General features: G+C 67.9%; 21 protein-coding genes. 12 read left to right on the plus strand and 9 right to left on the minus strand.

Annotation, left to right across the window (positions count from 1 at the left end; translation table 11 throughout):
- Positions 1-16: 16 nt before the first annotated feature.
- The gene (locus tag C5B85_RS15550) at positions 17-1,108 is read right to left on the minus strand and encodes a hypothetical protein (protein ID WP_181064468.1); all 1,092 of its coding nucleotides are present in this window, start codon (positions 1,106-1,108) and stop codon (positions 17-19) included.
- Positions 1,109-1,295: 187 nt separating this feature from the next.
- Between C5B85_RS15550 and C5B85_RS15555 the strand changes: the two genes are divergently transcribed.
- The gene (locus tag C5B85_RS15555) at positions 1,296-2,810 is read left to right on the plus strand and encodes an RNB domain-containing ribonuclease (RefSeq protein ID WP_104286929.1); all 1,515 of its coding nucleotides are present in this window, start codon (positions 1,296-1,298) and stop codon (positions 2,808-2,810) included.
- A 66-nt stretch (positions 2,811-2,876) separates the two neighbouring features.
- Here C5B85_RS15555 and C5B85_RS15560 read toward each other — a convergent pair whose 3' ends face one another.
- Positions 2,877-3,101 carry a hypothetical protein gene (locus tag C5B85_RS15560; RefSeq protein ID WP_068477982.1) on the minus strand — a complete coding sequence of 75 codons (225 nt, stop codon included), beginning with the start codon at positions 3,099-3,101 and terminating at the stop codon, positions 2,877-2,879.
- A 303-nt stretch (positions 3,102-3,404) separates the two neighbouring features.
- On the opposite strand from C5B85_RS15560, the gene C5B85_RS15565 reads away from it, so the two are divergent.
- From C5B85_RS15565 to C5B85_RS15575, 3 genes are read left to right on the plus strand one after another with little or no spacing between them, the layout of a single operon-like run.
- Positions 3,405-4,388 (plus strand): Gfo/Idh/MocA family protein, encoded by a 984-nt coding sequence (locus C5B85_RS15565; RefSeq protein WP_104286930.1) that lies wholly within the window; start codon positions 3,405-3,407, stop codon positions 4,386-4,388.
- Complete coding sequence (locus C5B85_RS15570) at positions 4,385-5,410, plus strand: beta-propeller fold lactonase family protein (RefSeq protein WP_104286931.1); 1,026 nt, start codon at positions 4,385-4,387, stop codon at positions 5,408-5,410. Before C5B85_RS15565 ends, C5B85_RS15570 begins: the two co-directional genes overlap by 4 nt.
- A 28-nt stretch (positions 5,411-5,438) precedes the next feature.
- Positions 5,439-5,954 (plus strand): GNAT family N-acetyltransferase, encoded by a 516-nt coding sequence (locus tag C5B85_RS15575; RefSeq protein WP_258070842.1) that lies wholly within the window; start codon positions 5,439-5,441, stop codon positions 5,952-5,954.
- 69 nt (positions 5,955-6,023) lie between these two features.
- Here the strand turns inward: C5B85_RS15575 and C5B85_RS15580 are convergent, their stop codons facing one another.
- The gene (locus tag C5B85_RS15580) at positions 6,024-7,019 is read right to left on the minus strand and encodes a glycosyltransferase family 9 protein (protein ID WP_104286932.1); all 996 of its coding nucleotides are present in this window, start codon (positions 7,017-7,019) and stop codon (positions 6,024-6,026) included.
- 99 nt (positions 7,020-7,118) lie between these two features.
- On the opposite strand from C5B85_RS15580, the gene C5B85_RS15585 reads away from it, so the two are divergent.
- The 7 genes from C5B85_RS15585 to C5B85_RS15615 all read left to right on the plus strand — a co-directional run bounded on the left by C5B85_RS15585 (position 7,119) and on the right by C5B85_RS15615 (position 13,804).
- Positions 7,119-7,691 (plus strand): HAD-IIIA family hydrolase, encoded by a 573-nt coding sequence (locus C5B85_RS15585; protein WP_258070843.1) that lies wholly within the window; start codon positions 7,119-7,121, stop codon positions 7,689-7,691.
- A complete protein-coding gene (locus C5B85_RS15590; RefSeq protein WP_104286933.1) occupies positions 7,691-8,734 on the plus strand; it encodes a glycosyltransferase family 9 protein in 1,044 nt (347 codons plus the stop codon). The genes C5B85_RS15585 and C5B85_RS15590 overlap by 1 nt, the downstream gene beginning before the upstream one ends.
- On the plus strand, positions 8,731-9,738 hold the full coding sequence (locus C5B85_RS15595; RefSeq protein WP_104286934.1) for a glycosyltransferase: 1,008 nt from the start codon (positions 8,731-8,733) through the stop codon (positions 9,736-9,738). The genes C5B85_RS15590 and C5B85_RS15595 overlap by 4 nt, the downstream gene beginning before the upstream one ends.
- Positions 9,735-10,979 (plus strand): glycosyltransferase, encoded by a 1,245-nt coding sequence (locus C5B85_RS15600; RefSeq protein WP_104286935.1) that lies wholly within the window; start codon positions 9,735-9,737, stop codon positions 10,977-10,979. Before C5B85_RS15595 ends, C5B85_RS15600 begins: the two co-directional genes overlap by 4 nt.
- Positions 10,976-11,653: an SIS domain-containing protein gene (locus tag C5B85_RS15605; protein WP_104286936.1), complete on the plus strand. Its 678-nt coding sequence runs from the start codon at positions 10,976-10,978 to the stop codon at positions 11,651-11,653. Before C5B85_RS15600 ends, C5B85_RS15605 begins: the two co-directional genes overlap by 4 nt.
- On the plus strand, positions 11,650-13,029 hold the full coding sequence (gene rfaE2 / locus C5B85_RS15610; RefSeq protein WP_104286937.1) for a D-glycero-beta-D-manno-heptose 1-phosphate adenylyltransferase: 1,380 nt from the start codon (positions 11,650-11,652) through the stop codon (positions 13,027-13,029). Before C5B85_RS15605 ends, rfaE2 begins: the two co-directional genes overlap by 4 nt.
- Positions 13,030-13,096: 67 nt before the next feature.
- Positions 13,097-13,804: an SDR family oxidoreductase gene (locus tag C5B85_RS15615; protein WP_104286938.1), complete on the plus strand. Its 708-nt coding sequence runs from the start codon at positions 13,097-13,099 to the stop codon at positions 13,802-13,804.
- A 322-nt stretch (positions 13,805-14,126) separates the two neighbouring features.
- Here C5B85_RS15615 and C5B85_RS15620 read toward each other — a convergent pair whose 3' ends face one another.
- The 5 genes from C5B85_RS15620 to C5B85_RS15640 all read right to left on the minus strand — a co-directional run bounded on the left by C5B85_RS15620 (position 14,127) and on the right by C5B85_RS15640 (position 20,556).
- Entirely contained in the window at positions 14,127-14,918 is a 792-nt protein-coding gene (locus C5B85_RS15620) for a GntR family transcriptional regulator (RefSeq protein WP_146077981.1), read from the minus strand.
- 149 nt (positions 14,919-15,067) lie between these two features.
- On the minus strand, positions 15,068-16,360 hold the full coding sequence (locus C5B85_RS15625; RefSeq protein WP_104286940.1) for an extracellular solute-binding protein: 1,293 nt from the start codon (positions 16,358-16,360) through the stop codon (positions 15,068-15,070).
- 34 nt (positions 16,361-16,394) lie between these two features.
- The gene (locus C5B85_RS15630) at positions 16,395-17,279 is read right to left on the minus strand and encodes a carbohydrate ABC transporter permease (protein WP_258070844.1); all 885 of its coding nucleotides are present in this window, start codon (positions 17,277-17,279) and stop codon (positions 16,395-16,397) included.
- Positions 17,276-18,232, minus strand: a complete 957-nt coding sequence (locus C5B85_RS15635) for a carbohydrate ABC transporter permease (RefSeq protein ID WP_219819426.1) — start codon at positions 18,230-18,232, stop codon at positions 17,276-17,278. Before C5B85_RS15635 ends, C5B85_RS15630 begins: the two co-directional genes overlap by 4 nt.
- Before the next feature lie 5 nt (positions 18,233-18,237).
- Positions 18,238-20,556, minus strand: a complete 2,319-nt coding sequence (locus C5B85_RS15640) for an FAD-dependent oxidoreductase (RefSeq protein ID WP_104286942.1) — start codon at positions 20,554-20,556, stop codon at positions 18,238-18,240.
- Positions 20,557-20,689: 133 nt separating this feature from the next.
- Between C5B85_RS15640 and C5B85_RS15645 the strand changes: the two genes are divergently transcribed.
- Positions 20,690-21,703 (plus strand): LacI family DNA-binding transcriptional regulator, encoded by a 1,014-nt coding sequence (locus C5B85_RS15645; protein ID WP_104286943.1) that lies wholly within the window; start codon positions 20,690-20,692, stop codon positions 21,701-21,703.
- Between the two features lie 498 nt (positions 21,704-22,201).
- On the opposite strand, the gene C5B85_RS15650 is transcribed toward C5B85_RS15645, so the two are convergent.
- On the minus strand, positions 22,202-22,582 hold the full coding sequence (locus tag C5B85_RS15650; protein ID WP_146077982.1) for a hypothetical protein: 381 nt from the start codon (positions 22,580-22,582) through the stop codon (positions 22,202-22,204).
- Between the last annotated feature and the right edge of the window lie 118 nt (positions 22,583-22,700).

The following is a 22,700-nucleotide window of genomic DNA, read 5'->3' on the forward strand; positions in this document are numbered from 1 at the left end:
GCTGGCCAGTCGTGGGCTACTTGCCGAAGAGGTCTCCGAGGCCCGGGATGTCGAAGCCGAGATTGCCTGCCTGCTCCCCGATGCCGCCGAGGAACTGGTCGCCGGCACCGGTCAGCTGCTCGCCGGCACCGGCGAACTGATCGCCGAACCCGCTCACCTGGTCCCCGAGACCTGAGGCCTGCTCGCCGAGACCTGAGACGGCCTCGCCGATGCCACCGAACTCTCCGAGGTCGGCCGTGAGCCCCTCGAAGCCCTCGATTCCGGATGCGGCGATGCCGTCGAAGTCGATGCCGGAGGCCAGAGCGTCCCCGATCAGGGGAAGCGCGACGGAGCTCGCTACCGCGCCCCCGACAACCCCGAGGGCGATGCCCCCGAGCGCGCCAGCACCCGCACCGGCTGCGGCCGCGCCGGCGACCCCCATGCCCCGGCCGAAGCGCGAGGAACCGCCGCGGCTCGAGCCAGGGGTGAAGTTGCCACCGCCACGCGATCCTGCGATGCGCTTGCCGGCGCCGAGCACCTTCGCCATGAAACCGGGGCTCTGCACTTCGCCGCGTGTTGCGGCGCGCGCGAGGTCATCCGGCGAGCTCGACTGCGGACGATCGTAGGGGCCAGACTCCGCGCTCAGGCGCTCCCGCACCTGGTCGCGCTGCGCCGGCGTGAGTCGCTGGAACGCCTCGCGGTGCGCCTGCTCGAGCTGATCGGGGGCAGCGGTCTTGAGCAGGTAGTCGTACTTCGCGATCGCGGCCTTGTCGGCGGCGGATCCGGCCCCGGGGCCCGCGCTTGGTCGTGAGCCGTAGCTCGGAGCCGCCGGAGGCTGCTGCCCGTACAGAGGCGGCTGGGAGGGGGAACTGCCGCGGCGGGGGTACGCCTGCTGGCCCTGCTGGCCCGAATAGCCCTGCTGTCCGGAGTGCCCCTGCCGGCCCGAGGAGCCCTGCTGGCCTCGCGACTGCTGGCCGTCGCCCGTCACCTGGTCGGCGACCTTGCGAACCATGTCCTTCCAGTCCCCGGAGCCGCTCTTGCCGCCCCGGTTTGCGCCGGAGTTACTGGAGTTGCCCGAGCTGCCGAGGGCTTTGGAGGCCGCGCCGAGGATCTTGTTGAAGTCAACCATGCGCACATCGTGACCTACCTATCTATGGAGAACGCATGGATCGCGTCCGTGTCCGCTCAGAGCGTTGCCGGGGAGAGGAGCTCGGCCCCATGGCAGTCCGAGCGTGACGGCATCGGCGCACCCCGATGCTGGCCGGGTAGCGTGATGCCATGACGTTCACCGCCGAGCCAGCGAACACCGAAACCCGATGAGCACACGTGCAGTGCAGGCTGGCGCTGTCGCCGACGTGCTCGCCCCGCTCCTCGATCGGCTCCGCACCGAACTTGAGGTCCCCGTCGACTATCCCGCGGGGGCGCTTGCCGAGGCGGAAGCCGCCGCCGGGAGGGACTTCGGCGCCGAGCTGGGCTCCGAACGACAGGACCTGCGTGACCTCTCTTTCGTGACACTCGACCCGGTCGGGTCCCGCGACCTCGACCAGGCCTTCTTCCTGCGCCGCGTCGACGCAGGAATCGACTCGGTTGGTCCAGGCGCCGCGTTCGAGGTCTTCTACGCGATCGCCGACGTCGCTTCGTTTGTCGAGCCGGGTGGCCCGCTCGACGCCGAAACGCACCGACGGGCGCTCACGGTCTACGGCCCCGACGGCCGTTTCGGCCTGCACCCTGCCGTGCTCAGCGAGGGCGCGGCGAGCCTGCTCCCCGACGTCGACCGCCCAGCGGTCGTGTGGCGGATGCGCCTCGACGGCTCCGGTGCGCTGCTCGATGACATCGATGTTCGTCGATCCATGGTCCGTTCACGCGCGCAGCTGGACTACGCGTCCGTGCAACGGCAGCTCGACGAGGGAACAGCGGACGAGCTCCTGCGGCTCCTCGCCGAGGTGGGCCAGCTGCGCATCGACGCCCAGTTCGCTCGCGGCGGCGCGACGCTCGAGGTGCCCGACCAGGAGATCGAGCGCAGCGATGACGGCACCCGGTACGAGCTCCTGCTGCGCGAGCCGCTCGCGAGCGAGGAGTTCAACGCGCAACTGTCGCTCCTCACGGGCATCGCGGCGGCCAGGCTGCAGCGCCTCGCAGGAATCGGCATCTGGCGCACCCTCGACCCGGCCCGCGACGAAGACGTCGACCGCCTGCGTCACGTGGCAACGACGCTGGGCTTCGACTGGTCCCCCGACGAGACGTACGCCGAGTTCGTGCAGACCATCGACACGTCTCGGCCCGAGTACGCAGCATTCGCGACCGAGGCGACCCGCCTCTTCCGCGGTGCCGGCTACTTCGCCTTCGGAACTTCCAGCAACCCCGAGGTGCCGAGCGGTGCATCCCACAGCGCCATCGCCGCCGAATACGCGCACGTCACCGCTCCCCTGCGGCGCCTCGTCGACCGGTACGGCACCGAGATCGCGCTCGCCTTCTGCGCGGGCGAGCCTGTTCCATCGTGGGTAGTGGATGCGCTCGACGCACTCCCGGGAGAGATGGCCGACGGGTCGCGACGCGCGAACGCCTACGAACGCGGGACTGTTGATTTGCTCGAGGCTGTGCTGCTCGAGTCGCTTGTCGGGGAGGAGCTCGACGGGATTGTCGTCGAGTCATCGCCGACCGGCGGCATCGAGGCCAGTCGGGCGAAGGCGACGGTGCTACTGCGGGACCCTGCCGTCAGGGCGAGGGTCGTCGGCGACGCCTCGGCACTCGAGCTGGGGTCGGCCGTGCGAGTGCGCGTCGACGCCGCGGACCCCGAAAAGCGGGCTGTCACGCTCAGCGTCGCAGGCTGAGCCTCGCGGACGAGCTGGCCAGGGGCATGAGCCGTTCGGCGCTCGCCCGCGGGGCCGAAGGCCGCCCTAGATCGAAGTCCAGGTGAACGAGTAGCCGTTGCCATTGCGGTGGCACGACTCGGTGATCTTGGTCCACGAGCTGATGTAGGTGCGCTGGACGGCCTGGCAGTCGGCGAGCGAGCCGCCGGTCCAGTACATCTGCTCCGTGCCGGCATTGGCGATCGCGGGTGCCGAGACGGCGATACCGACGGCGAAGAGCGCTGCGGTGATGCTTGAGGCGATTCGACGCATGGGGACTCCTTCGACAGGCCCGGCTGGTCCGGGGTGTGGGCGAGCGTAGCCCCGCAGATTGCGATGCACTCGCGCTGCAGCGCCCGTGCGGGAGGCGGGGAGAACTGCCCTTCCCGTGGTGGCGGGCGAGTCGGCGAGGCCCTGGATGTTTCCTCCGCGATCTCGCCCTCGTTCGCAGGCGGCGGTGCTAGCAGCACCCCGCGAACGGGCACGGACGACGACTACGGGTCGCGCCCCGAATAGGATCGACAGCGTGCATCCCACGACCTCCCCCACGCTCGCCGCGCACCCGAGGACCCTCCGATGAAGCTCGCGGTGATCGGCGCGGGGCAGATCGTTGCCGACTTCCTGCCGCACGCCGCCGTGGTGCCGGGGCTCGAGCTCGCCGCCATCCAGGGACGCAGGCGCGAGCACCTGGATGCGCTCCAGGAACAGTTCGGGATCGAGCGCGTCTACACCGACCTCGACGAGTGCCTCGCGGACGCATCCATCGACACGGTCTGGGTCGCGCTGCCCAACTCCCTCCACTTCGAAGTCTCACGCAAGGCGCTCGAGGCGGGCAAACACGTCATCTGCGAGAAGCCATTTGTGCTCGAGGAGTCTGAGCTCGAGGAGCTGCGCGCGCTCGCCACGGCGCGCGATCTGATCCTCATCGAAGCCATCACGACGCAGTACCTCGCGAACTACCGGTGGATCAAGGAGCACCTGGACCTCGTCGGCAAGGTCAAGCTCATCCAGTCCGACTACTCGCAGTACTCCTCGCGGTACAACGCTTTCCGCGAGGGCACCGTGCTGCCCGCCTTCGACCCCGCCCAGGGCGGCGGCGCGCTCATGGACCTCGGCATCTACGCCATCCACTTCGTCGTCGGCCTGCTCGGCCGGCCACAGAAGGTTACCTACACCGCGAACGTGCAGAGCGGCGTGGACACCTCCGGAGTGCTTGTCCTCGACTACGGCGACACGACTGCCGTGTGTGTCTGCGCGAAGGATTCCGCAGGGCCCATCCGCAGCAAAATCCAGGGCGAGGACGGCTGGATCGTCGTCGACGGCTCACCGAACGTCATGGCCTCGGTGACCCACGCGGCCGACGGCGGCGACGCCGAGCACGTCGATCTCACGAAGTACCCGCACCGCATGGTGGAGGAGTTCCTGGAGTTCGAGCGCATCATCCGCGAGCACGACACGGCGGAGCGCGACCGCCGCCTCGACCACAGCGCCGACGTGCTCTCCGTCGTCACGACCGCCAGGGCCGCAACCGCATCCGCAACGCAGGAGGAAACCGAATGACCACCCAGCTTGTCCTCGTCGCGAACGCCGGCGAAGGCTCCATCTCCGTGTTCCGCTTCGACGGAGCGACCCTCGAACGCCTGTCCGTTACGACCGAGCTGCAGGGATGCTCGAACTTCGTTGTCGACGCCAGCCGCGACCTCGTCTACGCCGCGGTCAAGGGCAGCCCGGCCGCGATCGTCACGCTGCGCCTCGACCGCGCGTCAGGCGAACTGACGCCCATCTCGCGCCGCGACACTCCTCGCGGCGGCCTGAACTACGTCGCCCTGACGCGTGACGGCAGCGCACTGCTCGGCGCTGCCTACTCCGCGAGCTACGGCCTCATCGCGCCGATCAACGACGGCGCGATCGGCGAGGCGACGACGATCGTCGAGCACCGTCACCTGCACTCGGTCGTCCCGAGCAGCGACGGCCGCTTCGCGTACTTCGTCTCGCTCGGCGACGACGTCGTCGGGCAGTACGCCATCACCGACGCACTCGAGCTCGAGGCGCTCGACCCCGTGGGCGCGGTCGCGCCGGCCGGCAGCGGCCCGCGCCACATCGTACTGAACGGCGCGGAGACCGACGCCTACGTGATCACCGAATTCAGCGGCGAGGTGCTGCGCTTCGCTCGCGATGCGAGCACCGGCACGCTGTCGTTTGTCGACTCGGCCAGCTACGCGGATGCGCTCCAGGGGCTCCAGCGCGGCATCCTCGGCGGAAACCCCCTCGAGCCGCGCTCCATCTGGGGAGCGGATGTGCATTGGGGTGCGGACGAGCAGTTCCTGTGGACTTCGGAGCGCACGACGAGCACGCTCGCGCCGCTCACGGTGAACACCGACGGTTCCCTCGAGGACGCCGCATCGTTCACCGTCACGCAGCAGCACCCACGTGGCTTCGGCCTCAGCCCCGACCGCCGTTTCCTGGTGGCCGCCGGCGAGGGCACAACTCAGGTGTCGCTCTACGAGGTCAGCGGCTCACACCTAAAGGAGCTGCAGCAGGTCGAGACGGGAACCGGCGCGAACTGGGTTCGCTGGGTCTGACGCTCGGCCTCGGTGCTACCTTCGTGCCGTGACCGAGCCACTCATCCGCCCCGCTTCTCCCGCCGACGTCCCGCAGATCCTTGACCTCATCCACGGCCTCGCCATGTACGAGCGCGAACCGGACGCCGTGAAGACGACCGAAGAGCAGCTCCACCGCAGCTTCTTCGGCGACAACCCGGCGGTGTTCGCGACCGTCGCGGAGGCGCCGAGCAGCGGCGACGCGGGCGGAGCCGATGCCGCTGCCCCGCGACTCGACGGCATGGCGCTCTGGTTCTTGAGCTACTCGACGTGGGAGGGCGAGCACGGCATCTGGCTCGAGGACCTCTACGTGCGAGAGGATGCGCGCGGCAGCGGCCTCGGCACGGCGCTCCTCACCTCCCTCGCGCAGGAGTGCGTCGTGAACGGCTACCGCCGCCTCGAATGGTCGGTGCTCAAGTGGAACGAGCCGTCGATCGGGTTCTACAAGAGCCTCGGCGCGTATCCGATGGACGAATGGGATACCTTCCGGCTCACGGACGAGCCGCTGCAGGCGCTCGGCCGCTGAGCGCGGCTAAGCGGGTAGGGCGGGTAGAGCGGGTAGAGCGGGTAGAACAGCGCGGCCGAGTGGCGCAGCTCAGCGCGGCCGGTGCACCCGCCGGGCGGCATCGAGCACCTGGTGCGCGTCGACCGCGAGCAGGGCAGGATCGGGGTCGCTTGCGAAGGCGTCACCTCGCCTGAGTCGCGCCTCGGTCAGCACGACGTGCGGCCCCGGCGGTGGCCCCCATTCCTCGGGCGGGGCTGGCCCGAAGATCACGACGGACGGGGTTCCGTAGGCGGATGCGAGGTGCGCGGCCCCCGTGTCGGCCGTCACGACGACGGCCGCCGCCGCGATCGTGGCGGCGAATCCGGTGAGGTCCAGGCTGCCGGCGAGCACGTCGGCCTCCGAGAGCCCAGCGGCCTCGGCGACCGCGCGAGCTCTCGGCAGATCGCGGCCACCGTCTCCCGTGACGACGACGCGCATCCCGTCGCCCGCGAGCGATCTCGCGACTGCGGCGAAGCGTCCCACCGGCCACTGGCGGGACCCGTAGAAGGCGCCGACGTGCACGACGGCTGCCCCCTCGACGGGCGGGGGCGCGGCAGGTACGAGGATGCCGACGTCGTCCTTGTCGGCGTCTGCGCCGAAGGCGTTCACGAGCCGCGCCCAGCGGTGCCGCTCCAGCACTCCGTCCTGCCATCCGGGGCCGTCGTCGGCCTCGAGGCCGGCGGTCGGGTCGGCTGGCGCGCTGTGCACGATCCGGTGACGGGGTTGGAGCGCGGAGATGATGCGTCGGCTCTCGGGCCCGTTGCCGTGCAGGTTCGCGGCGACATCGATCATGTGGGGTCGGAGAGGAAGCAAGTCGTCGAGCCCGGGGGTGGGCAGGTGCGCATCGACCGCGGGAATCAGCTCCAGAACGGGGGCGAGCCAGGCCGGCCCCGCATAGACGAGCTCGTGGTCGGGATACGCCCGCTTGAGCGCTTTCAGGGCCGGCACCGCGACGAGTAGATCGCCGAGCTTCAGCGCGCGCAAGGCCAGCAGCGTGGGCGGGCGGCCGCTGTCGGGCCGGGCTGCTGGCTCCGCGAATGTGCGCATCCGACGATTCTGCACGCGCAGACGGACGGCAGCTGGGAGAGATCTTCAGGCTTCGTGTGTCTACTACTCCGGAACCCGTTCCGCGCAGAGGAGGCCCCCGTGCCAGATCCGGTTCCGCTCCGAGCCGTGCTCTTTGATCGCGACGCGACGCTGATCGTCGACGTGCCGTACAACGGCGATCCGTCGCTTGTGCAGCCGATGCCGACGGCCCTGGATGCCGTTGCCCGGGTCCGCGAGGCGGGCCTGGGAGTCGGGGTCGTGAGCAATCAGTCGGGCATCGCTCGCGGGCTGCTCATCGAGGCGCAGGTGCAGGCCGTCAACGCCAGGGTCGACGAACTGTTCGGCGGGTTCGACGTCTGGCGGTACTGCCCGCACGGTCCGGAGGACGGCTGCGAGTGCCGGAAGCCGAAGCCGGGCATGGTGCGCTCTGCCGCGGGTGCGCTCGGCCTCGACGCGAGCGAGGTGGCCGTCGTCGGCGACATCGCCGCTGATCTGACGGCCGCGCACGCTGCGGGAGCGCGTGCGGTGCTCGTCCCGACGCCGGTGACCCGCCCGGAGGAGGTCGCCGCCGCGGCGTTCGTCGCAGACACTCTCGCCGCCGCCGTGGAACTGCTGCTGGCCGGCGGGGTGCCCTCACCCGCCCAGGCGAGCCCTGAACGGGGTGAGGGGTGATGCGGCGGGTGCTCGTCGCGCGGCTCGACAGCATGGGGGACGTGCTGCTCGGCGGCCCCGCCGTACGCGCCGTCGCGAGCCAGGCGCAAGTCGTCATGCTGTGCGGTCCGAGGGGCGCCGATGCGGCCCGGATGCTGCCGGGTGTGGAGCGCGTCCTGGCCTGGGATGCGCCGTGGATCTCCAACCCGGCCCCGACCATGGATCAGGCGCATCTGGCTGAGCTGCTGCGCCTCGTTCGAGGAGCAGACGTCGACGAGGCCGTCATCCTCACCTCGTTCCATCAGTCTCCGCTGCCGCTGGCGCTCGCGCTCCGCCTCGCCGGAGTGAGCCGGATCGCCGGGGCCTCCGTCGACTACCCAGGCTCCCTCCTCGACCTGCGCCTCCGGCCGGGCGAGGACCTCCCCGAGGACATCCCGGAGCCCGAGCGGGCACTCGCGATCGCCGCCGCCGCTGGCTTCCCGCTGCCGGAGCTCGACGACGCTCGGATGCGCGTCCGCAACGTCCCGGACATGACCGACGTCGTGGGGCGAGACCCCTTCGTCGTCCTCCATCCGGGCGCCGCGGTCCCAGCCAGAACTTGGCCGGTCGAACGGTACGAGGAGACCGCCGCGCTCCTCTCCGAGCAGGGCACGCGGGTGGTGCTCACGGGGTCCGCGGCGGAACGCGAGCTGACCTCCCGCATCCGCGCGGCCGCCCCCGAGGCGCTCGACCTGGCGGGGAGCTGCGATCTTCCTCAGCTCGCCGGCGTCCTCGCGGCAGCGCAGGTCGTCGTCGTTGGCAACACCGGACCGGCGCACCTCGCGGTCGCCGTGGGCACGCCCGTGGTGAGCCTCTTCGCACCGGTGGTGCCGAGCATCCGCTGGGGCCCATATCTGGTGCCCTCCGTTGTGCTCGGCGACCAGGATGCGCCGTGCCGAAATTCCCGCGCCAGGGAGTGCCCGGTGCCCGGCCACCCGTGCTTGGCGGGGGTCAGTGCAGCGGAAGTTCTCCGTTCTGTCAACCACCTTTCTGGAGAAGGAGGAGCAGCAAGACTTCGAGGATGAGGATTCTCGTCTGGTACATGCATGGCGGGTGGGCGAACGGCTTCCTGTCGGGCGCGCACGAGTACCTGGTGCCCGTCGCTCCCGGCCAGGAGTCGCCGCCGCTGCCCGCCGGGGCACGCGCGGTTCCCCTCGCCCAGCTGCGTGAGGAGCAGGTCGACATCGTCGTGCTGCAGCGACTCGAGGAGTTCGGGCCGGTCATCGAGCACCTCGGGTGCACGCCTGGCCGCGACATCCCTGCGGTCTTCGTCGAGCACAACACTCCGAAGATGTTCCCCGTCACGGAACGGCATCCGCTCGCCGACGACCTCGTCACGATCGTGCACGTCACGCACTTCAATCAGCTCGTGTGGGACTGCGGCCGGGCGACGACGCGGGTCGTGGAACACGGGGTGCCGGACCCCGGCCAGCTCTACACGGGCGAGCTGCCCGCGCTCGGCGTCGTCATCAACGAGCCCGTGCGCCGGTGGCGGGTGACCGGCACCGACCTGCTTCCTGGCTTCGCCGAGGTCGCTCCCGTCGACGCCTTCGGCATCGCCACGGACCTGCTGCCAGCGGCGTTGCCCGGCAGCGCGGTTCGAGCGGTCGGCGACCTGCCGACGGCGCGGATGCACGCGGAGCTCGCCCGCAGGCGCGCCTACCTGCATCCGTTCCGCTGGACCTCCCTCGGCCTCTCCCTGCTCGAGGCGATGCACCTGGGGATGCCCGTGCTCGCCCTCGCCACCACGGAGGCACACCGCGCCGTACCGCCGGAGGCTGGGGCGATCTCGACGGACATCGGCGAGCTCCGCAGCGCGGCCGCCCGGCTCATCGACGACCCGGAGGAGGCGAGGCGCCGCGGTTCGAACGCACGCGCGTTTGTGCTCGAGCACTTCAGCCTGCAGCGCTTCCTCGACGCGTGGGATGCGCTGCTCCACGACGAACTCGACACGTTCGCTGCGAGACGGAACCGCACCGCGAACCACAGGCACCAGGCACACCACACAAGCGAAGGAGCGAACCGATGAAGATTTCCATGATCTCCGAGCACGCGAGCCCGCTGGCCACCCCCGGCAGCGTCGACGCGGGCGGACAGAACGTGCACGTCGCGGCGCTCTCGCGAGCCCTCGCGAGACGCGGCCACACGGTGACGGTGTACACGCGGCGCGACGACGAGTCCCTCCCCGCGCGGGTGCAGCTCGACGCCGGAGTCGAGGTCGTCCACGTGACTGCCGGGCCCGCGGCGCGGATCCCGAAGGACGAGCTCCTGCCGTACATGCCCGAGCTGGCGGCCGGTGTCGCCGCGGACTGGGCGGCCAACGGCCCGCCGGACGTCGTGCACGGCCACTTCTGGATGTCGGGGCTCGCCGCCGTCGACGCGGCCCGCGCATCCTCCTCCCCGCCCGCGGTGCTGCAGACGTTCCACGCGCTCGGCACGGTCAAGCGCCGGCACCAGGGGGCGGCGGACACGAGCCCGCCGCAGCGCGCCTGGCTGGAACCCCGGGTCGGTCACGACGCGGACATGGTCGTCGCCACGTGCGCTGACGAAGTCGACGAGCTCGCGGCGATGGGCGTGAGGCGCGACCGCGTGCGGATCGCACCCTGTGGGGTGGACCTCGACGAGTTCACCCTGGAGGGTCCCGTGGACGCGCGCGGTGCGGCGCTACGCATCCTCAGCATCGGCAGGCTCGTGCCGCGCAAGGACGTCGAGCTCGTCATCCGAGCGATGACGCTGCTCCCGAAGCGAGGCGTGACGGATGTCGAGCTCGTCGTCGTCGGCGCGTCCGGCGCGGGTGTGACTCCCGATCCGGAGGTCGAGCGCCTCCGCAAGGTCGCCAGGCAGCTCGGCGTCGCCGATCGGGTCCGCTTCCGAGGGCAGGTGCCAAGGGACGAGGTGCCCTCGCTGCTGCGATCCGCCGACGTGGTTGCGTGCACGCCCTGGTACGAGCCGTTCGGGATCGTGCCGCTCGAGAGCATGGCCTGCGGCACGCCCGTCGTGGCGGCGCGCGTCGGAGGGCTCGCGGACACGGTCGTCGACGGATCGACGGGGCTCCTCGTGCGGCCGCGCGACGAGCGGGCGCTCGCCGATGGCCTCGTGAAGCTCCTCACCGACTCGGAGCTGCGCACTTCCATGAGCAGGGCGGGGCGCGCGCGGGTCGAGACCAAGTACACGTGGGACCGGGTCGCCGCGACGACCGAGCAGATCTATGCGGAGACTATGGCGCTCACCGCACAGCGGTCACAGCAGCTCGCAGGGGCCGCCTCATGACCGCCGTCGGCGCGCGGGTCGCGAACGCGGAGACGGGAACGGCTGCGCGCGACGTCGCGCAGCCGGTCGACCGTCAGCTGCCGCGCCCCGGTGAGGTGGTCCGCGAGCACCTGCGCGGTCTGCGCGACGCCGCCCATGCCACCGAGCTGCATGCCGAGCACCTCGAGCAGTGGGGTCTCGAGCTCGCGCGGCGACTGCGGCGCGGCCACCGCCTGCTCGTTGCCGGCAACGGCGGCTCGGCCGCCGAGGCGCAGCATCTGACCGCTGAGCTCGTCGGCAGGTATCGCGGCGACCGGCAGGCGTTCTCGGCGATCGCGCTGAGCGCCGAGACGTCCAGCCTGACGGCGCTCGGCAACGACTACGGCTACGCGCACGTGTTCGCCAGGCAGGTGCAGGCCCATGCCCGCGCGGGCGATCTCCTCCTGCTCCTGTCGACCAGCGGGTCGAGTGAGAACCTGCTTCGTGCTGCGTCGGCCGCCCGCGATATCGGCGCCACCTCCTGGGCGCTCACCGGGGCCGGCCCGAACCCGCTCACGGAGGTCGCCGACGACGCGATCTGCCTGGATGCGCCGTCTCCCCATGTGCAGGAATGCCAGCTCGCCGCCATCCACGCCCTGTGCGAGGTGTTCGATGGCGTCGTGCGCGGCCAGGAGGAGCGGAGGGCCGCCAGATGAGGATCACCGTGGTCGGTGACACGCTGCTCGACGAGGACCTCGACGGTTCGGCGACGCGGCTCGCTCCGGATGCTCCAGTTCCCGTGGTGCAGCTCGACACGCGCACGCACCGGGCCGGGGGCGCCGGCCTGGTCGCCACGCTCCTCGCCGGCGACGGCCACGACGTCGAGCTCGTCACGGTGCTCTCCGATGACGCCGCGGCTCGCACGCTGCGCGCGTCGCTTGCCGGGGTGCGCGTCGTCGCCGGTTCCTCGAACGCGCCGACGCCCGTCAAGACGCGGGTCCATGCCGCCGGTCACGCGCTCGCGCGCATCGACGACGGCTGCGCTCCCCCGCCCCCGGTCGCTGCGACCCCGGAGATGCTGTCCGCCATTGTGGCCGCCGATGCCGTGCTCGTCGCCGACTACGGGCGCGGTGTAACTCGCTGCCCGGAGATCCGGGCAGCCCTGGACTCCGTCGCAGGGCGGGCCGCGCTCGTCTGGGATCCGCATCCACGCGGCGAACGGCCCGTCGCCGCGGCGACGCTCGTCACCCCGAACCTCGCCGAGGCGAGCGGCCTCACCGGGCAGACCGACCCCGCCGTCGCCGCCGCGCTGCTGCTCGGGCGGTGGGGATGCGACGCCGTCGCCGTCACGCTCGGGGAGCGCGGGGCGCTCCTCGCACGTTCCGCCGACGGCGCCGCGGAGGGAGAGCAGCCGGTGGCCCTGCCTGCGGAACCGGTGCAGGCCGCGGACACGTGCGGTGCGGGTGACCGGTTCGCGGCGACTGCGGTGACGCGGATCGCAGCCGGCGACGGCCTCGAGGAGGCGGTTCGCGCGGCCATCGACGCGGCCGGCGCGTTCCTGCGTGCTGGCGGCGTCGCATCCATCGTCCGACCCAAGCCGCACCCCTCGCCCGGTCCGGATGCCTCTGCTGGTCCGGATACCGCTGCCGAAGAGCTGATCGCCTCCGTGCGTGCCCGAGGTGGCACGGTCGTCGCGACCGGTGGATGCTTCGATTTGCTCCACGCCGGGCACGTGCGCACGCTCGAGACAGCGCGCGGACTCGGCGACTGCCTCATCGTGTGCCTGAACTCGGACGACTCGGTGCGCCGGCTGAAGGGCGAGCAGCGGCCCATCATCGGCGAGGCTGACCGTGTGGAGCTGCTCAGCGCACTGCGGATGGTCGACGCCGTCGTCGTCTTCGAGGAGGACAGCCCCGAGACGCTTCTGGCACGCCTGCGCCCGGACGTCTGGGTGAAGGGCGGCGACTACAGCGTCGACGCGCTTCCCGAGACGAAGCTCCTCGCCGAGTGGGGTGGGCGCACGGTCACGGTGCCCTTCCACCTCGGGCACTCGACGACGTCGCTTGCCGCGGCTCTCGCGGCCGTCGGCTGACCGAGCCGTCCGTTTCTCTCTCGACCCATTCCAGTCAGTGAATTCCACGATCAAAGGAGGAATCTCCATGCCAGCAACTCCCCTACGCCCCGTCGGGCGTGTGCTCATCACCGGCGGCGCATCCGGTCTCGGTGCCGCCGTCGCCGAAGCGGTCGCCGAGGCCGGAGGCACGCCCATCGTGCTAGACCTCGACACAAGCGGCGTCGCCTCCGGTGCGCTCGCCCGTGATGTCGACGTCACCGACCGGCCTGCCGTCGAGCGCGCGGTGGTCGAGGTCGCTGAAGAGCTCGGCGGTCTGGATGCGGTGGTCACGGCCGCCGGCATCGACCGGCCGGCGAAGCTCGAGGAGTTGAGCGGTGAGGAGTGGGAGAAGATCGTCGCCGTCAACCTGTTCGGCACGGTCTCGACGGTGCGCGCGGCCCTGCCGTACCTGGAGGCGTCGCACGGCCGCGTCGTCACGGTGGCCTCGTCGCTCGCGCTGCGTCCGCTGTCGGACGCGACGGCCTACTCAGCGTCGAAGTTCGCGGTGCTCGGCTTCTCCCGTGCCCTCGCTGCAGAGACGCGAGGCAGGCTCGGGGTCACGACCCTCATCCCGGCCGGCATGCGCACCAAGTTCTTCGACGGGCGTACCGAGCAGTACAAGCCGGGCCCGGATGCGCAGCTCAACGACCCGGCAGACGTCGCCCGGTCGGTGGTGTTCGTGGTGCAGCAGCCGCAAGGCGTGGAGGTGCGGGAGCTCGCGATCTTCCCCGAGGAGGAGCCGAGCTGGCCTTAAAGGGCGCGCGTTGAAGAACCGGTGCGCACTGGTCATCGACGATGTGACGAAACCCACTGGTTCCGGGATTTTCTTCTTCGACGCGCACGCTTTGGACGCAAACGAGAGAGAAGCTTGTGCGGCATATGCCGCTAAGGCCGGCCGGTCAGCTTGCTGAGGAGTGCGCTCTTTCCAGTCCCGGTGCATCCTGCGCCATTCCGGTGTCATAGGGAACACACTCCGGCATCGAAGAAACGTGCGCCGTACCCGTATGCTCTCCGAGGCGCGTTCGGGTAGTTCCGGAGTTAGACCCATGACGCGGAACGCGATTCAGGTTGCAGGCCTAAGTCAAACTCCGGCGTATCAGGAAGTGCTCGGGATGGTAGGCGTGGTTGGCGATTTCGACAACGCTTCCGTTGGTGGCGTGCATGGTGCGTTCCAGGGTGAGTACCCAGTGCCCTGGAGGTATCCCAAGGGCAGCCGCCTCATCATTCGTGGACGCGCGAACGCGGCACTCTTCAGTGCCTGAGACTGGCCGGAGGAGGGAGAACTCGAGCGCGCGATGCACGCCGTGTTGGGCGACAAGATCTAGGTCGATAGAGGCGTCGATGGGCAGGTAGCTACGCATGAGCGCGACCGTGAGATTGCCGGCGCGAAGCTGAGTAGTGATCAGCAGCGTCTCCCGAGATTCTCCATCACCGAGCACTGTTGCGATGTCATCGGCGACGGGGAGCCGCTCGGCGCGGCTAATCCTTGAGATGGGTGTCGTGAGCGTGCAATGCAGCTCGTCGCGTGCGCCGTGTTTTTCTCTGGTGAACTGGCTGCCGAGCACTCGCGTGCCAACGCCAGGGACACGGACCACGAGGCCTTCGTCTACGAGACAAGAGATCGAGCGCTTGATGATGCTCGGGCTTATGTGCAACTGGTTGGAGAGCTCGGCCTCGCTCGGCAAGCGCGTGTAGGAGGGGAGAATGCCCGCTCGGATTGAAGAAGCGAGGATCTGAGTGAGCTGCGAGTACATGGGTTCGGCTTTACTGGCAGAGAATTCGCGTGCAACGGCGGTCTTCAGCGCGTCTGGGACGTAGGTGTTGCGCACGGCTTTCTCCGTTTCTGGAATGGCAACGACAGGAATCACTGCCTCGAGACTGACATCCCGTCGGTCTCGAGGCAGCGTGATTACTCACTGCTGGGGAACTGCAGCGCGCTCCGGGTCATCGATGTCGGAACTCGCGACGCTGTTCCGCAGATCGGGAGGTTGGGTTTCCAAGTTCGTGCGGCCTTCGGTCAGCCGCCCAGCAGGTCTTTGAGTCCCTCCGCCGCGTTCTTCATCGCTTCAGACGCGGAGACGCTGCCTTTGAGTGCCGCCTCCACCTGCTCGTTGTACAGCTGCTGCGCTGCCGTGGCGCTCGGGAATCCCCAGAGCGGGTTGACGGCTGATGCCGCCGCGATCGTGTCGTTCCACTGCGTATTGAATTGGTTGTCGGTGAACCATGCTGCGTCCAACGCCTCGTCAGTCGTTGGCGCCTGGCCCGATGCTTCAAACATGCGCTGGAGCCCGTTGAGATCGGTGCTTAGGTAAGTCAGGAGCTCTCGGGTTGCTTCTCCATCGTCGAACGCGACGAGCGGCTGGCTCCACACCAGGTTCATACCCGCGCCACCGGGGGCGGCCGGACGCGCGATCGGCAACATCTTGCTCGCGATCTCCGCGTCGGATGACTGCGGTGGGATAACCCCGTACGCTTGCGGCGCGTCGTCGTAGATCGCCGCTCGCTTTTGCGCGAACAACGTGCGCGCATCGTCGCGCACCACCCCCGCCTGGATCAGGTCTTCGTCCAGAAGGAGCTTCCAGTAGTCGAGCGCCGCGATCGATCCTTCATCGCCAAGGGTCACCGCACCGTCGGCAACGATCGGCGAGCCGAACGCCCACATCCACGGCACCATATCCTTGAGCTGCTCCACACTCGTGCACGGTGCGTACGGCACCAAGGACGAGTCCAGCGCCTTAATCGCTCGGAGTGCTGCCGTGAACTGGTCAATGGTCTGCAACGCTGCGGGATCGACGTTCGCCGCCTGCAGCAGCTCCGTGTTCCCGACCATGCCGATCGCGGACTGCGTCCACGGCATGGCGTATCTCGTCCCCTCGTACGAGCCGCTGGTGAGCACATTCTCCGGGTACAAGGCTGAGTCGATGACGCCGCTCAGATCCTTGAGCAGGCCTGCCGACGCCAGCGTTGAGAGCCACTCCTCGTCGATGTGCGCAACCCCAGTGACGTTGCCGCTCCTGGCTTTTAGTACTAACTGGTTGAGGTATTGAAGGTACGGGTACGTGTTCTCGGTCACCTCCACACCGGTAGCGGTGCCGAACGCCGAGAGTGTCTCCCTGAGCGCAGGCGCTGAGCCCTGACCGAAGAGGAACGAAGTCATGGACGTGCTCTTGGCACCGCCACCACTCGACCCCCCGCCCGAAGGTGTACATCCGGCTAGCGCCAGCACCCCGAGCGCCGCTGCGCTGAGGCCGCCCGCGAGCAGCGCGCGTCGGCTGACGCCGCTGCTGCTGATTTCGGTAAAACCGTTCATGGGAGCAATCTCCTTTGATTGGGTGAACGAAGGTCTACTTGACGGAGCCCGCCATCGCCCCGCTCACAAAGTGCTTCTGCAACGCGAGGAAAATGATGACGACGGGCAGGGATGTGATGGCGGATGCGGCGAGCATGTCGCCGTAGGAGCTCTGGAACTCGCCCAGGAACGTCAGCGAGAGCCCGGCCGGAAGCGTCTGGAACTCCGTATCTACGAGGGTCAGTGCGAACGCGAGGTCATTCCAGGCACGGATGAACGCGAACAACCCCACCGCGATAAGCGGGGTGCGCGTGACGGGCAAGATGATCGTGACCATGATGCGCCACTCGCTCGCGCCATCGATTCGCGCAGCTTCGATGAGCTCATCCGGCACCGCATCGAACGTGTTCTTCAACATCCAAACAGACAGCGGCAGCGTGAAGGTCGTGTAGGAGAGAATGAGCGCCGCGTAGGTATTGAGCAGGCCCAGCGCGTCGAACGACGTATACAGGGTCAGCAGGAGCAACACTTCGGGAACCATCTGCGCGACAAGTAGCAGGTACATGATCGGTGACCGGCCGAGGAAGCGGAACTTCGAGAAGGAGTAGCCGGCGCTGAACCCGATGATGAGGCTGAAGAGTGCTGTCACGGCCGAGACCACTAACCCGTTCACCATGAAGCGCATGAGTGTCGCGTCAGTGAGTACGTTCACGAAGTGATCGAGCGTGTAGGCGCGGTCGAGGCTCGGCGGGAACGAGAAGATGTCTTGATCCTCGGTGAGCGCAGTGAAAACCATCCACGCGACCGGTCCGAGCGCGAAGATCGCTAGCACGATGACCGTGACCGCTGCAGCGACGGGCTTCTGGTCCCCCCTGCGTTTCGGCTCCGGGACCCTCGACTGCGTGATCGTCGCCATGGCTCGTGTCGTAGTGACCGTCATCGGTTCGCCTTCCGATCTTCGCGGGTGGTGTGGACCACGTAGACGGCGACGAGCGCGGCCATGATGAGGGTCCAGAGGATACCGATCGCGCCAGCCTCGCCGAGGTCGAATCGAGTGAAAGCTGCCTGGTACAAATCGACCGAGAGGGTGGTCGTAGACCCGACCGGCCCTCCGCCCGTCATCACGTAGGGGATCTCGAAATGCTGGAGGCCCCAGATCGTTTCCAGGAGCAGCGTGAGCGCGAGCGCCGGCTTGATCTGCGGCAGGATCACATATGCCTGTTTCTTCCAGCCACTTGCGCCATCGACCGCAGCCGCATCATGCACGTCATCGGGAATGCCTTGCAGCGCCGCGAGGATCAGAATCGCCATCCATGGGAACGAGTGCCAGACTTTCGCGACGATTACCGCCGCCATCGCGAGCGACGGAGTGTCGAGCCAGTTAATGCCACCCGATCCCCCGAAGAGCACGACGATCCCGTTCAGGAGTCCATAGTTCGTGTCGAAGATCCACATCCACAGGAATGACACGACGACACCCGGCAAGATCCAGGGCAGCAGAAAGGCGGTGCGCCAGAACGCGCGACCGCGCAGCTTCGAATTCAGTGCGAGCGCCATCGCGAGGGCGAGGATGAATGCACCGAGCGTGGAAACGACGACGAACACAGCGGTCTGCGAGGCGACGGCCCAAAAATCAGCGCCGCTCACAAGATCAGCAAGGTTCTCGAGCCCAACGAACGGCCCGCCATCCGCGAGCAGGGACCGATCAAAGAACCCGAAGAGCAGCGACTGAATGAACGGGTACCCGATGACCAGGACGAACATGATGACCGCTGGCGTGACGAGCAGGTAAGGGAACAGTCGGTTCCGCCGATTCGAGCGTCGTTTTTGGCTTGGTCCCGGGTGCCCCGTCACTGTATTTGGTGGCGCCACCCTGTCGGTGAGTGTGGTCATGCTCATCACCCCATCGGCGTGCAGAGCGGGGCGGAGTACGCCCGCATCTCGTAGACGGCAGCGGAGGCGTCGCCGTTCGTCGCGGAAACGACGAGTCGCACGCGGTCGGTGAGCACTGGCTCGTCGAGTGTGTGGACGACTCGCGTCCGGTAGTTGCCGTCGACCTCGATGATCGGGCGCCAGCCTTCGCCTTCCGGCACTTCGATGGCGTAGGTCTTGGCGCACTGCGGGTCACGGTAGAACGGCGGGTAGGCATGGTATTCGCGCAATAGGTGCCCGGCGAAGGTCACCTGCAGCTGCCGGACTTCCACGGGCGCATCCCAGGCGAGTTCGATCCACTGCGGGAGCGGACGCCCTGGGTCGGACCGCCAAACGTTCGTGGAACGGTGCGGGCGTGTGGTGCCGGTGAGCACGTTGCGCGCCTTGTAAGGCGACTGCGGCGGATCGATTTGGAAACTCATCGTGGAGCCCCCGCCAAAACGACGCAGCAAACCAGGGGCTGCTTCGTACCCAGCCAATTGTCCGGGGAGGATCGTCGAGGCGACCACCCACTCGGCACCCTCGGTCTTCTCGAGATCGAGTCGTACATACCCGTCGCCCACGCTCCGGTCGTTGAGGCCGACCTGCCATTCAACCCAGTGGGGGCCGCCGGGCGGCACGACGAGGGTCGTAGTTGCGAGTGTCTCATCGAGGATTCGATAGTCCCAGATGTCTTCGACCTTCGCGAGCGACGCTTCGACTTCCACCGGGCGCCCGGTGGTGTTGCGGAGACAGACGTACACCCTGTCGAGCTGCCCGCGCTCGTCGAGCGCGATCCACTGCACGGTCCGTTGTTGCAGCTCCCCGTACTGCGGGTAGACGGGATGGTCGCGCCAGTGGTCGAGCCCGCCGAGGTGGTCGACGCTCTGGGTTCCAATCCCCTGAACGGGCTGGCTGCTGCTGGCGGAGATGGACGCACGCAAGGCCAGGTCCTGCTCGTCGCGGTTGCGGACGTTCGGCAGGAAGCAGCCGTCGCGAAGCAGCGTCTGCTGGACGTCGGACAGGCGGCTCTCGATGTACCCCGCGAGTTCGGACCCCTGCGACATTGCGGCGACTGTGCCGACGGCCTGTCCCATGATCGCGGAAGTGCTCATGACTCGGATCGATCCCAGGGCGGCGTGCGTCGCGCTCACGTTGCGCCCGGCGAAGAGCAAGTTTGGCACCTCTGCGCTCACCATGCTCGCGAGGGGTATCCCGAACGGGCCGACGTTGGTCTTCGCGCCGTAGTCGGACGTGGGGTCGAGATCCCGGGCGTTGAGCGGCTCGCTCGTCTCCGCGAGGAGTCCGCCGATGGTGTGGAGGTCCACATACCACCCCCCAAACGCGACCTCGTCGTCGAAGACGGTGCGCTCGATGAGATCGTTCTCCGTCAGCAGTCGCTTGCCCGTGAGGCGCCGGTTCTCCCGCTTGCCTGGCACTTGGCCGACCCAGTCGAGGGCAAGATTCGCTGTCTGCGCCTTCGACTTCGGGTCTTTATTCTTGAAGAAGTCCCAGATGCCCAGCAGGTGTCGGGTGAGTTCATGACGGATTTTCTCGTTGTCGTGCAGCGTGTCCCACGGCGGGCCGATCTCGATCCACCAATATCCGCTCGAGTACCGCTTCGGCACCCTGCCGCCCTTGTAAAAGAAGTCCGGATCGTCGTACGAGACGGCCCAGTCGGGAGCCGTGAAGGGGGCAGGGGCACCGGTGTCCACGGTCTTGAAATGGAGTGAGCTACCCATGACGCCGTCGCTTGCGTCACCAGGAGCGTGCAGCTCATCGAACTCGGCCTTACCCTCCGTTCCCGATCGCCACGTACAACCAGCGAGGGCGGCGAGCGTGCCGTCGCCGGTACAGTCGATGAACGTCCGACCGGTGACGGTCAGCATCGTCTCCGCGTTGAGCCCCCTGGCGCTGAGCGACGTGATTCTCGTTCCGTCCGTCTGCAACGACTCGACGACCGTGTTGACATGCAGCGTGAGATTCTCTGTGCGCATCGCCATGTCGTAGAGCACCAGATCCCAGACGCTGTTCGTCCAGCCGTTCTCGGTGATGCGCTCATGGTTCTTCGACCGCTCCTCGACAAGTGCCTCGCTCACGATGCCGCTCTCTCGCGCGTAAGCGTGGAAGGCTGCGGCTCCGTGCGGGGTCACGCGAATCTCGGACGAGGAGTTCCCGCCAAGCACGGGCCTGTCCTGAATCAGCACGGTCTTCGCGCCGTGCCTGGCCGATGCGACCGCGGCCGAGAACCCGGCCAGTCCTCCGCCTGCGACGACGACGTCGTAGTCCTCATGAATGTCTTGCAATGGTCGTCCTCTCTGACGTCAGCAACGCTGCTGGATTCCATACCCGCCCTTCGACACGTTGCAGTGGGGGATCGAAGAGCCGTAAGATCGCTCCGTAAGAGCGCTCTTATAAGCTAGATTGGGATCCATCGATATGTCAAGACAACCCCGAGAACGGATGCGCAAGCGCCCGACGCTCGAAGACGTCGCCGCAGCCGCCGGCGTCTCGAGGTCAACGGCGTCGATTGTGCTGCGCGGCCCGGACGGTGCAAGCGCGGCGGCGCGCAAGCGAGTTGAGGCAGCTGCGTTCGAGCTCGGCTATCGACCTGATGTGCGCGCGCGACAGCTCGCCACATCGGTACCGAAGGTTCTCGGCGTGCAGTTTCGGCTCGACAGCGACTTTCACGCACGCGTCTGCCAACGTCTCTACCTCGACGCGAACGCTGCCGGGTACGAGCTACTGCTCAGCGGAGTAAGCCCGACGCGATCCGCCGCCGAGTCGATTCGCACACTGGAGGACGCGCGCCCGTCCGGCCTTGTCCTCATCGATCCAGATGAGTTCCCAGCAGGAGCCCTCGACGTCGGCATCCCCCACGTCGCCATCGGACATACCGGTCCTGCAGAGTTGGAGAGGGTCAGTACGTCGACTGGGCTCGGTGTGCGCCAGGCAATGGAGCATCTGGCCGCACTCGGCCACCAGCGCGTCTGCCATGTCTCGGGCGGCACTCACCCCGTAGCCAGGCGCAGACGCGAGGTCTTCGAGCTCGAGGCCGAACGACTGTCCATCGAGGGGTGGACCATCGAGTCCCCCGACGGCACTGTCGCTGGCGGCATCGCGGCGGCACGCTCTATCCTTGCGTCCTCGCTGCCAACGGCGGTGCTGGCCTACAACGACGAAGTCGCAGTCGGCGTTATCACTGAACTATCGAGACATGGACTTCTCGTGCCTCGAGAGGTGTCTGTCATGGGATTCGACGATGTCGGATGGATCGCCTCAGGCTTGGGTCTCACAAGCGTCTCGCAGCGCATCGATCTGCTCTCCCAATACGCTGTCCGGCTCCTGCTCGAGCGAGCACCCTCAGTGTTCCGTCCCGAAGGGCCAGCGCATCTCAAGGTCGAACCGGAGCTGAAGATCCGCGACTCGACGGCTCCGCCCGGCAGTAACTAGACCTACGGAGAGCCCGGCCAGATCGCTTGCAGGAGTATTAGGCCGCTCCCACCTCGCGCGAGCGATGCCGGTCCCCGACTAGCGCGCCGTGCACGTGATCACGTGGCTCTCGTGTCTTGCGAGACCGATCCCCGCTTCATTCAGGAGATGAGCACATCGATACCTAGAGCACGTAGTGAACGGCGCACCGGGCAGAGCCCCCTGGTTTCGAGAACTCCCATCCCCCTTCGCGGTGACCTCCGATTTCTGGTATTAGCGCGACTCTCTCGTAGAGTTCTCGCTGAAGGTCAGTCGCGATAGACGGGCCACGTCTACCACCACGCGTGCAAGTCTTCGAGGTCGGTCCACTCTTCAAAGGGGTCGATTCGCGTTGACCAAAATGCCGTACACGCACGCTGACGGCACTCAACTCGTCCGAGAAGCCGAAATGTTCAGGCTCAGTGCTCTCCTCTCTGCCCAGATAAACCGGCGGGTTTCGAGAAGCCGCCTTGCTCATCGCTAGGTGAGCGAGTCCACGGCGCTCTCCGGTTTGACGCTCATTCTCGGTTCATCGACGATCGCCCGACCTTGGAGCCATCCCGAGAGCATCAGGACGAGCGCGCTTCCTGTCAGGAGCCCGTCTACGAGTCCGGGTGGCAGGAGGAAGATCATCAGCACGAGTGTCGAGCCGCAGTTGAAAAGCGAGAGGGCGAAGCCCCAGAGTCGATTACGCGCCATGGCCACGGCTCCGATCACCCGAAGCGTTCCGAACACGCCACTCATCGCCATCATGAGATAAAGGTTGTCGTTCAAGTAGGGCAGGGCGAAAATATCGACCCGTTCCGTGATCTCGATCTGCGGTACACCCAGGGTGAGCAGGACGACGACTCCGAGCAGCACGGATATCTCCATGAGGACGCCTTGTGCGATCAGCAGGCCGCTGGCCCACCGAAGTCGCACAATCCGTTTCCGAGGTGAGGTCACTCCCTAAACGTACTGGCAGGCCGAGTGTCGGTGT

The organism is Pseudoclavibacter sp. AY1F1 (genome assembly GCF_002931075.1).
In the GTDB taxonomy this organism is placed as follows: Bacteria; Actinomycetota; Actinomycetes; order Actinomycetales; family Microbacteriaceae; genus Pseudoclavibacter.

Coding starts and splice junctions, on each gene's coding strand:
- C5B85_RS15630 (WP_258070844.1), bottom strand. CDS start 17,279: ATGACGGTCACTACGACACGAGCCATGGCGACGATCACGCAGTCGAGG.
- C5B85_RS15605 (WP_104286936.1), top strand. CDS start 10,976: ATGACCGCCGTCGGCGCGCGGGTCGCGAACGCGGAGACGGGAACGGCT.
- C5B85_RS15645 (WP_104286943.1), top strand. CDS start 20,690: ATGTCAAGACAACCCCGAGAACGGATGCGCAAGCGCCCGACGCTCGAA.
- C5B85_RS15580 (WP_104286932.1), bottom strand. CDS start 7,019: ATGCGCACATTCGCGGAGCCAGCAGCCCGGCCCGACAGCGGCCGCCCG.
- C5B85_RS15555 (WP_104286929.1), top strand. CDS start 1,296: ATGAGCACACGTGCAGTGCAGGCTGGCGCTGTCGCCGACGTGCTCGCC.
- rfaE2 (WP_104286937.1), top strand. CDS start 11,650: ATGAGGATCACCGTGGTCGGTGACACGCTGCTCGACGAGGACCTCGAC.
- C5B85_RS15615 (WP_104286938.1), top strand. CDS start 13,097: ATGCCAGCAACTCCCCTACGCCCCGTCGGGCGTGTGCTCATCACCGGC.
- C5B85_RS15550 (WP_181064468.1), bottom strand. CDS start 1,108: ATGGTTGACTTCAACAAGATCCTCGGCGCGGCCTCCAAAGCCCTCGGC.
- C5B85_RS15570 (WP_104286931.1), top strand. CDS start 4,385: ATGACCACCCAGCTTGTCCTCGTCGCGAACGCCGGCGAAGGCTCCATC.
- C5B85_RS15600 (WP_104286935.1), top strand. CDS start 9,735: ATGAAGATTTCCATGATCTCCGAGCACGCGAGCCCGCTGGCCACCCCC.
- C5B85_RS15625 (WP_104286940.1), bottom strand. CDS start 16,360: ATGAACGGTTTTACCGAAATCAGCAGCAGCGGCGTCAGCCGACGCGCG.
- C5B85_RS15635 (WP_219819426.1), bottom strand. CDS start 18,232: ATGACCACACTCACCGACAGGGTGGCGCCACCAAATACAGTGACGGGG.
- C5B85_RS15560 (WP_068477982.1), bottom strand. CDS start 3,101: ATGCGTCGAATCGCCTCAAGCATCACCGCAGCGCTCTTCGCCGTCGGT.
- C5B85_RS15595 (WP_104286934.1), top strand. CDS start 8,731: ATGAGGATTCTCGTCTGGTACATGCATGGCGGGTGGGCGAACGGCTTC.
- C5B85_RS15565 (WP_104286930.1), top strand. CDS start 3,405: ATGAAGCTCGCGGTGATCGGCGCGGGGCAGATCGTTGCCGACTTCCTG.
- C5B85_RS15590 (WP_104286933.1), top strand. CDS start 7,691: ATGCGGCGGGTGCTCGTCGCGCGGCTCGACAGCATGGGGGACGTGCTG.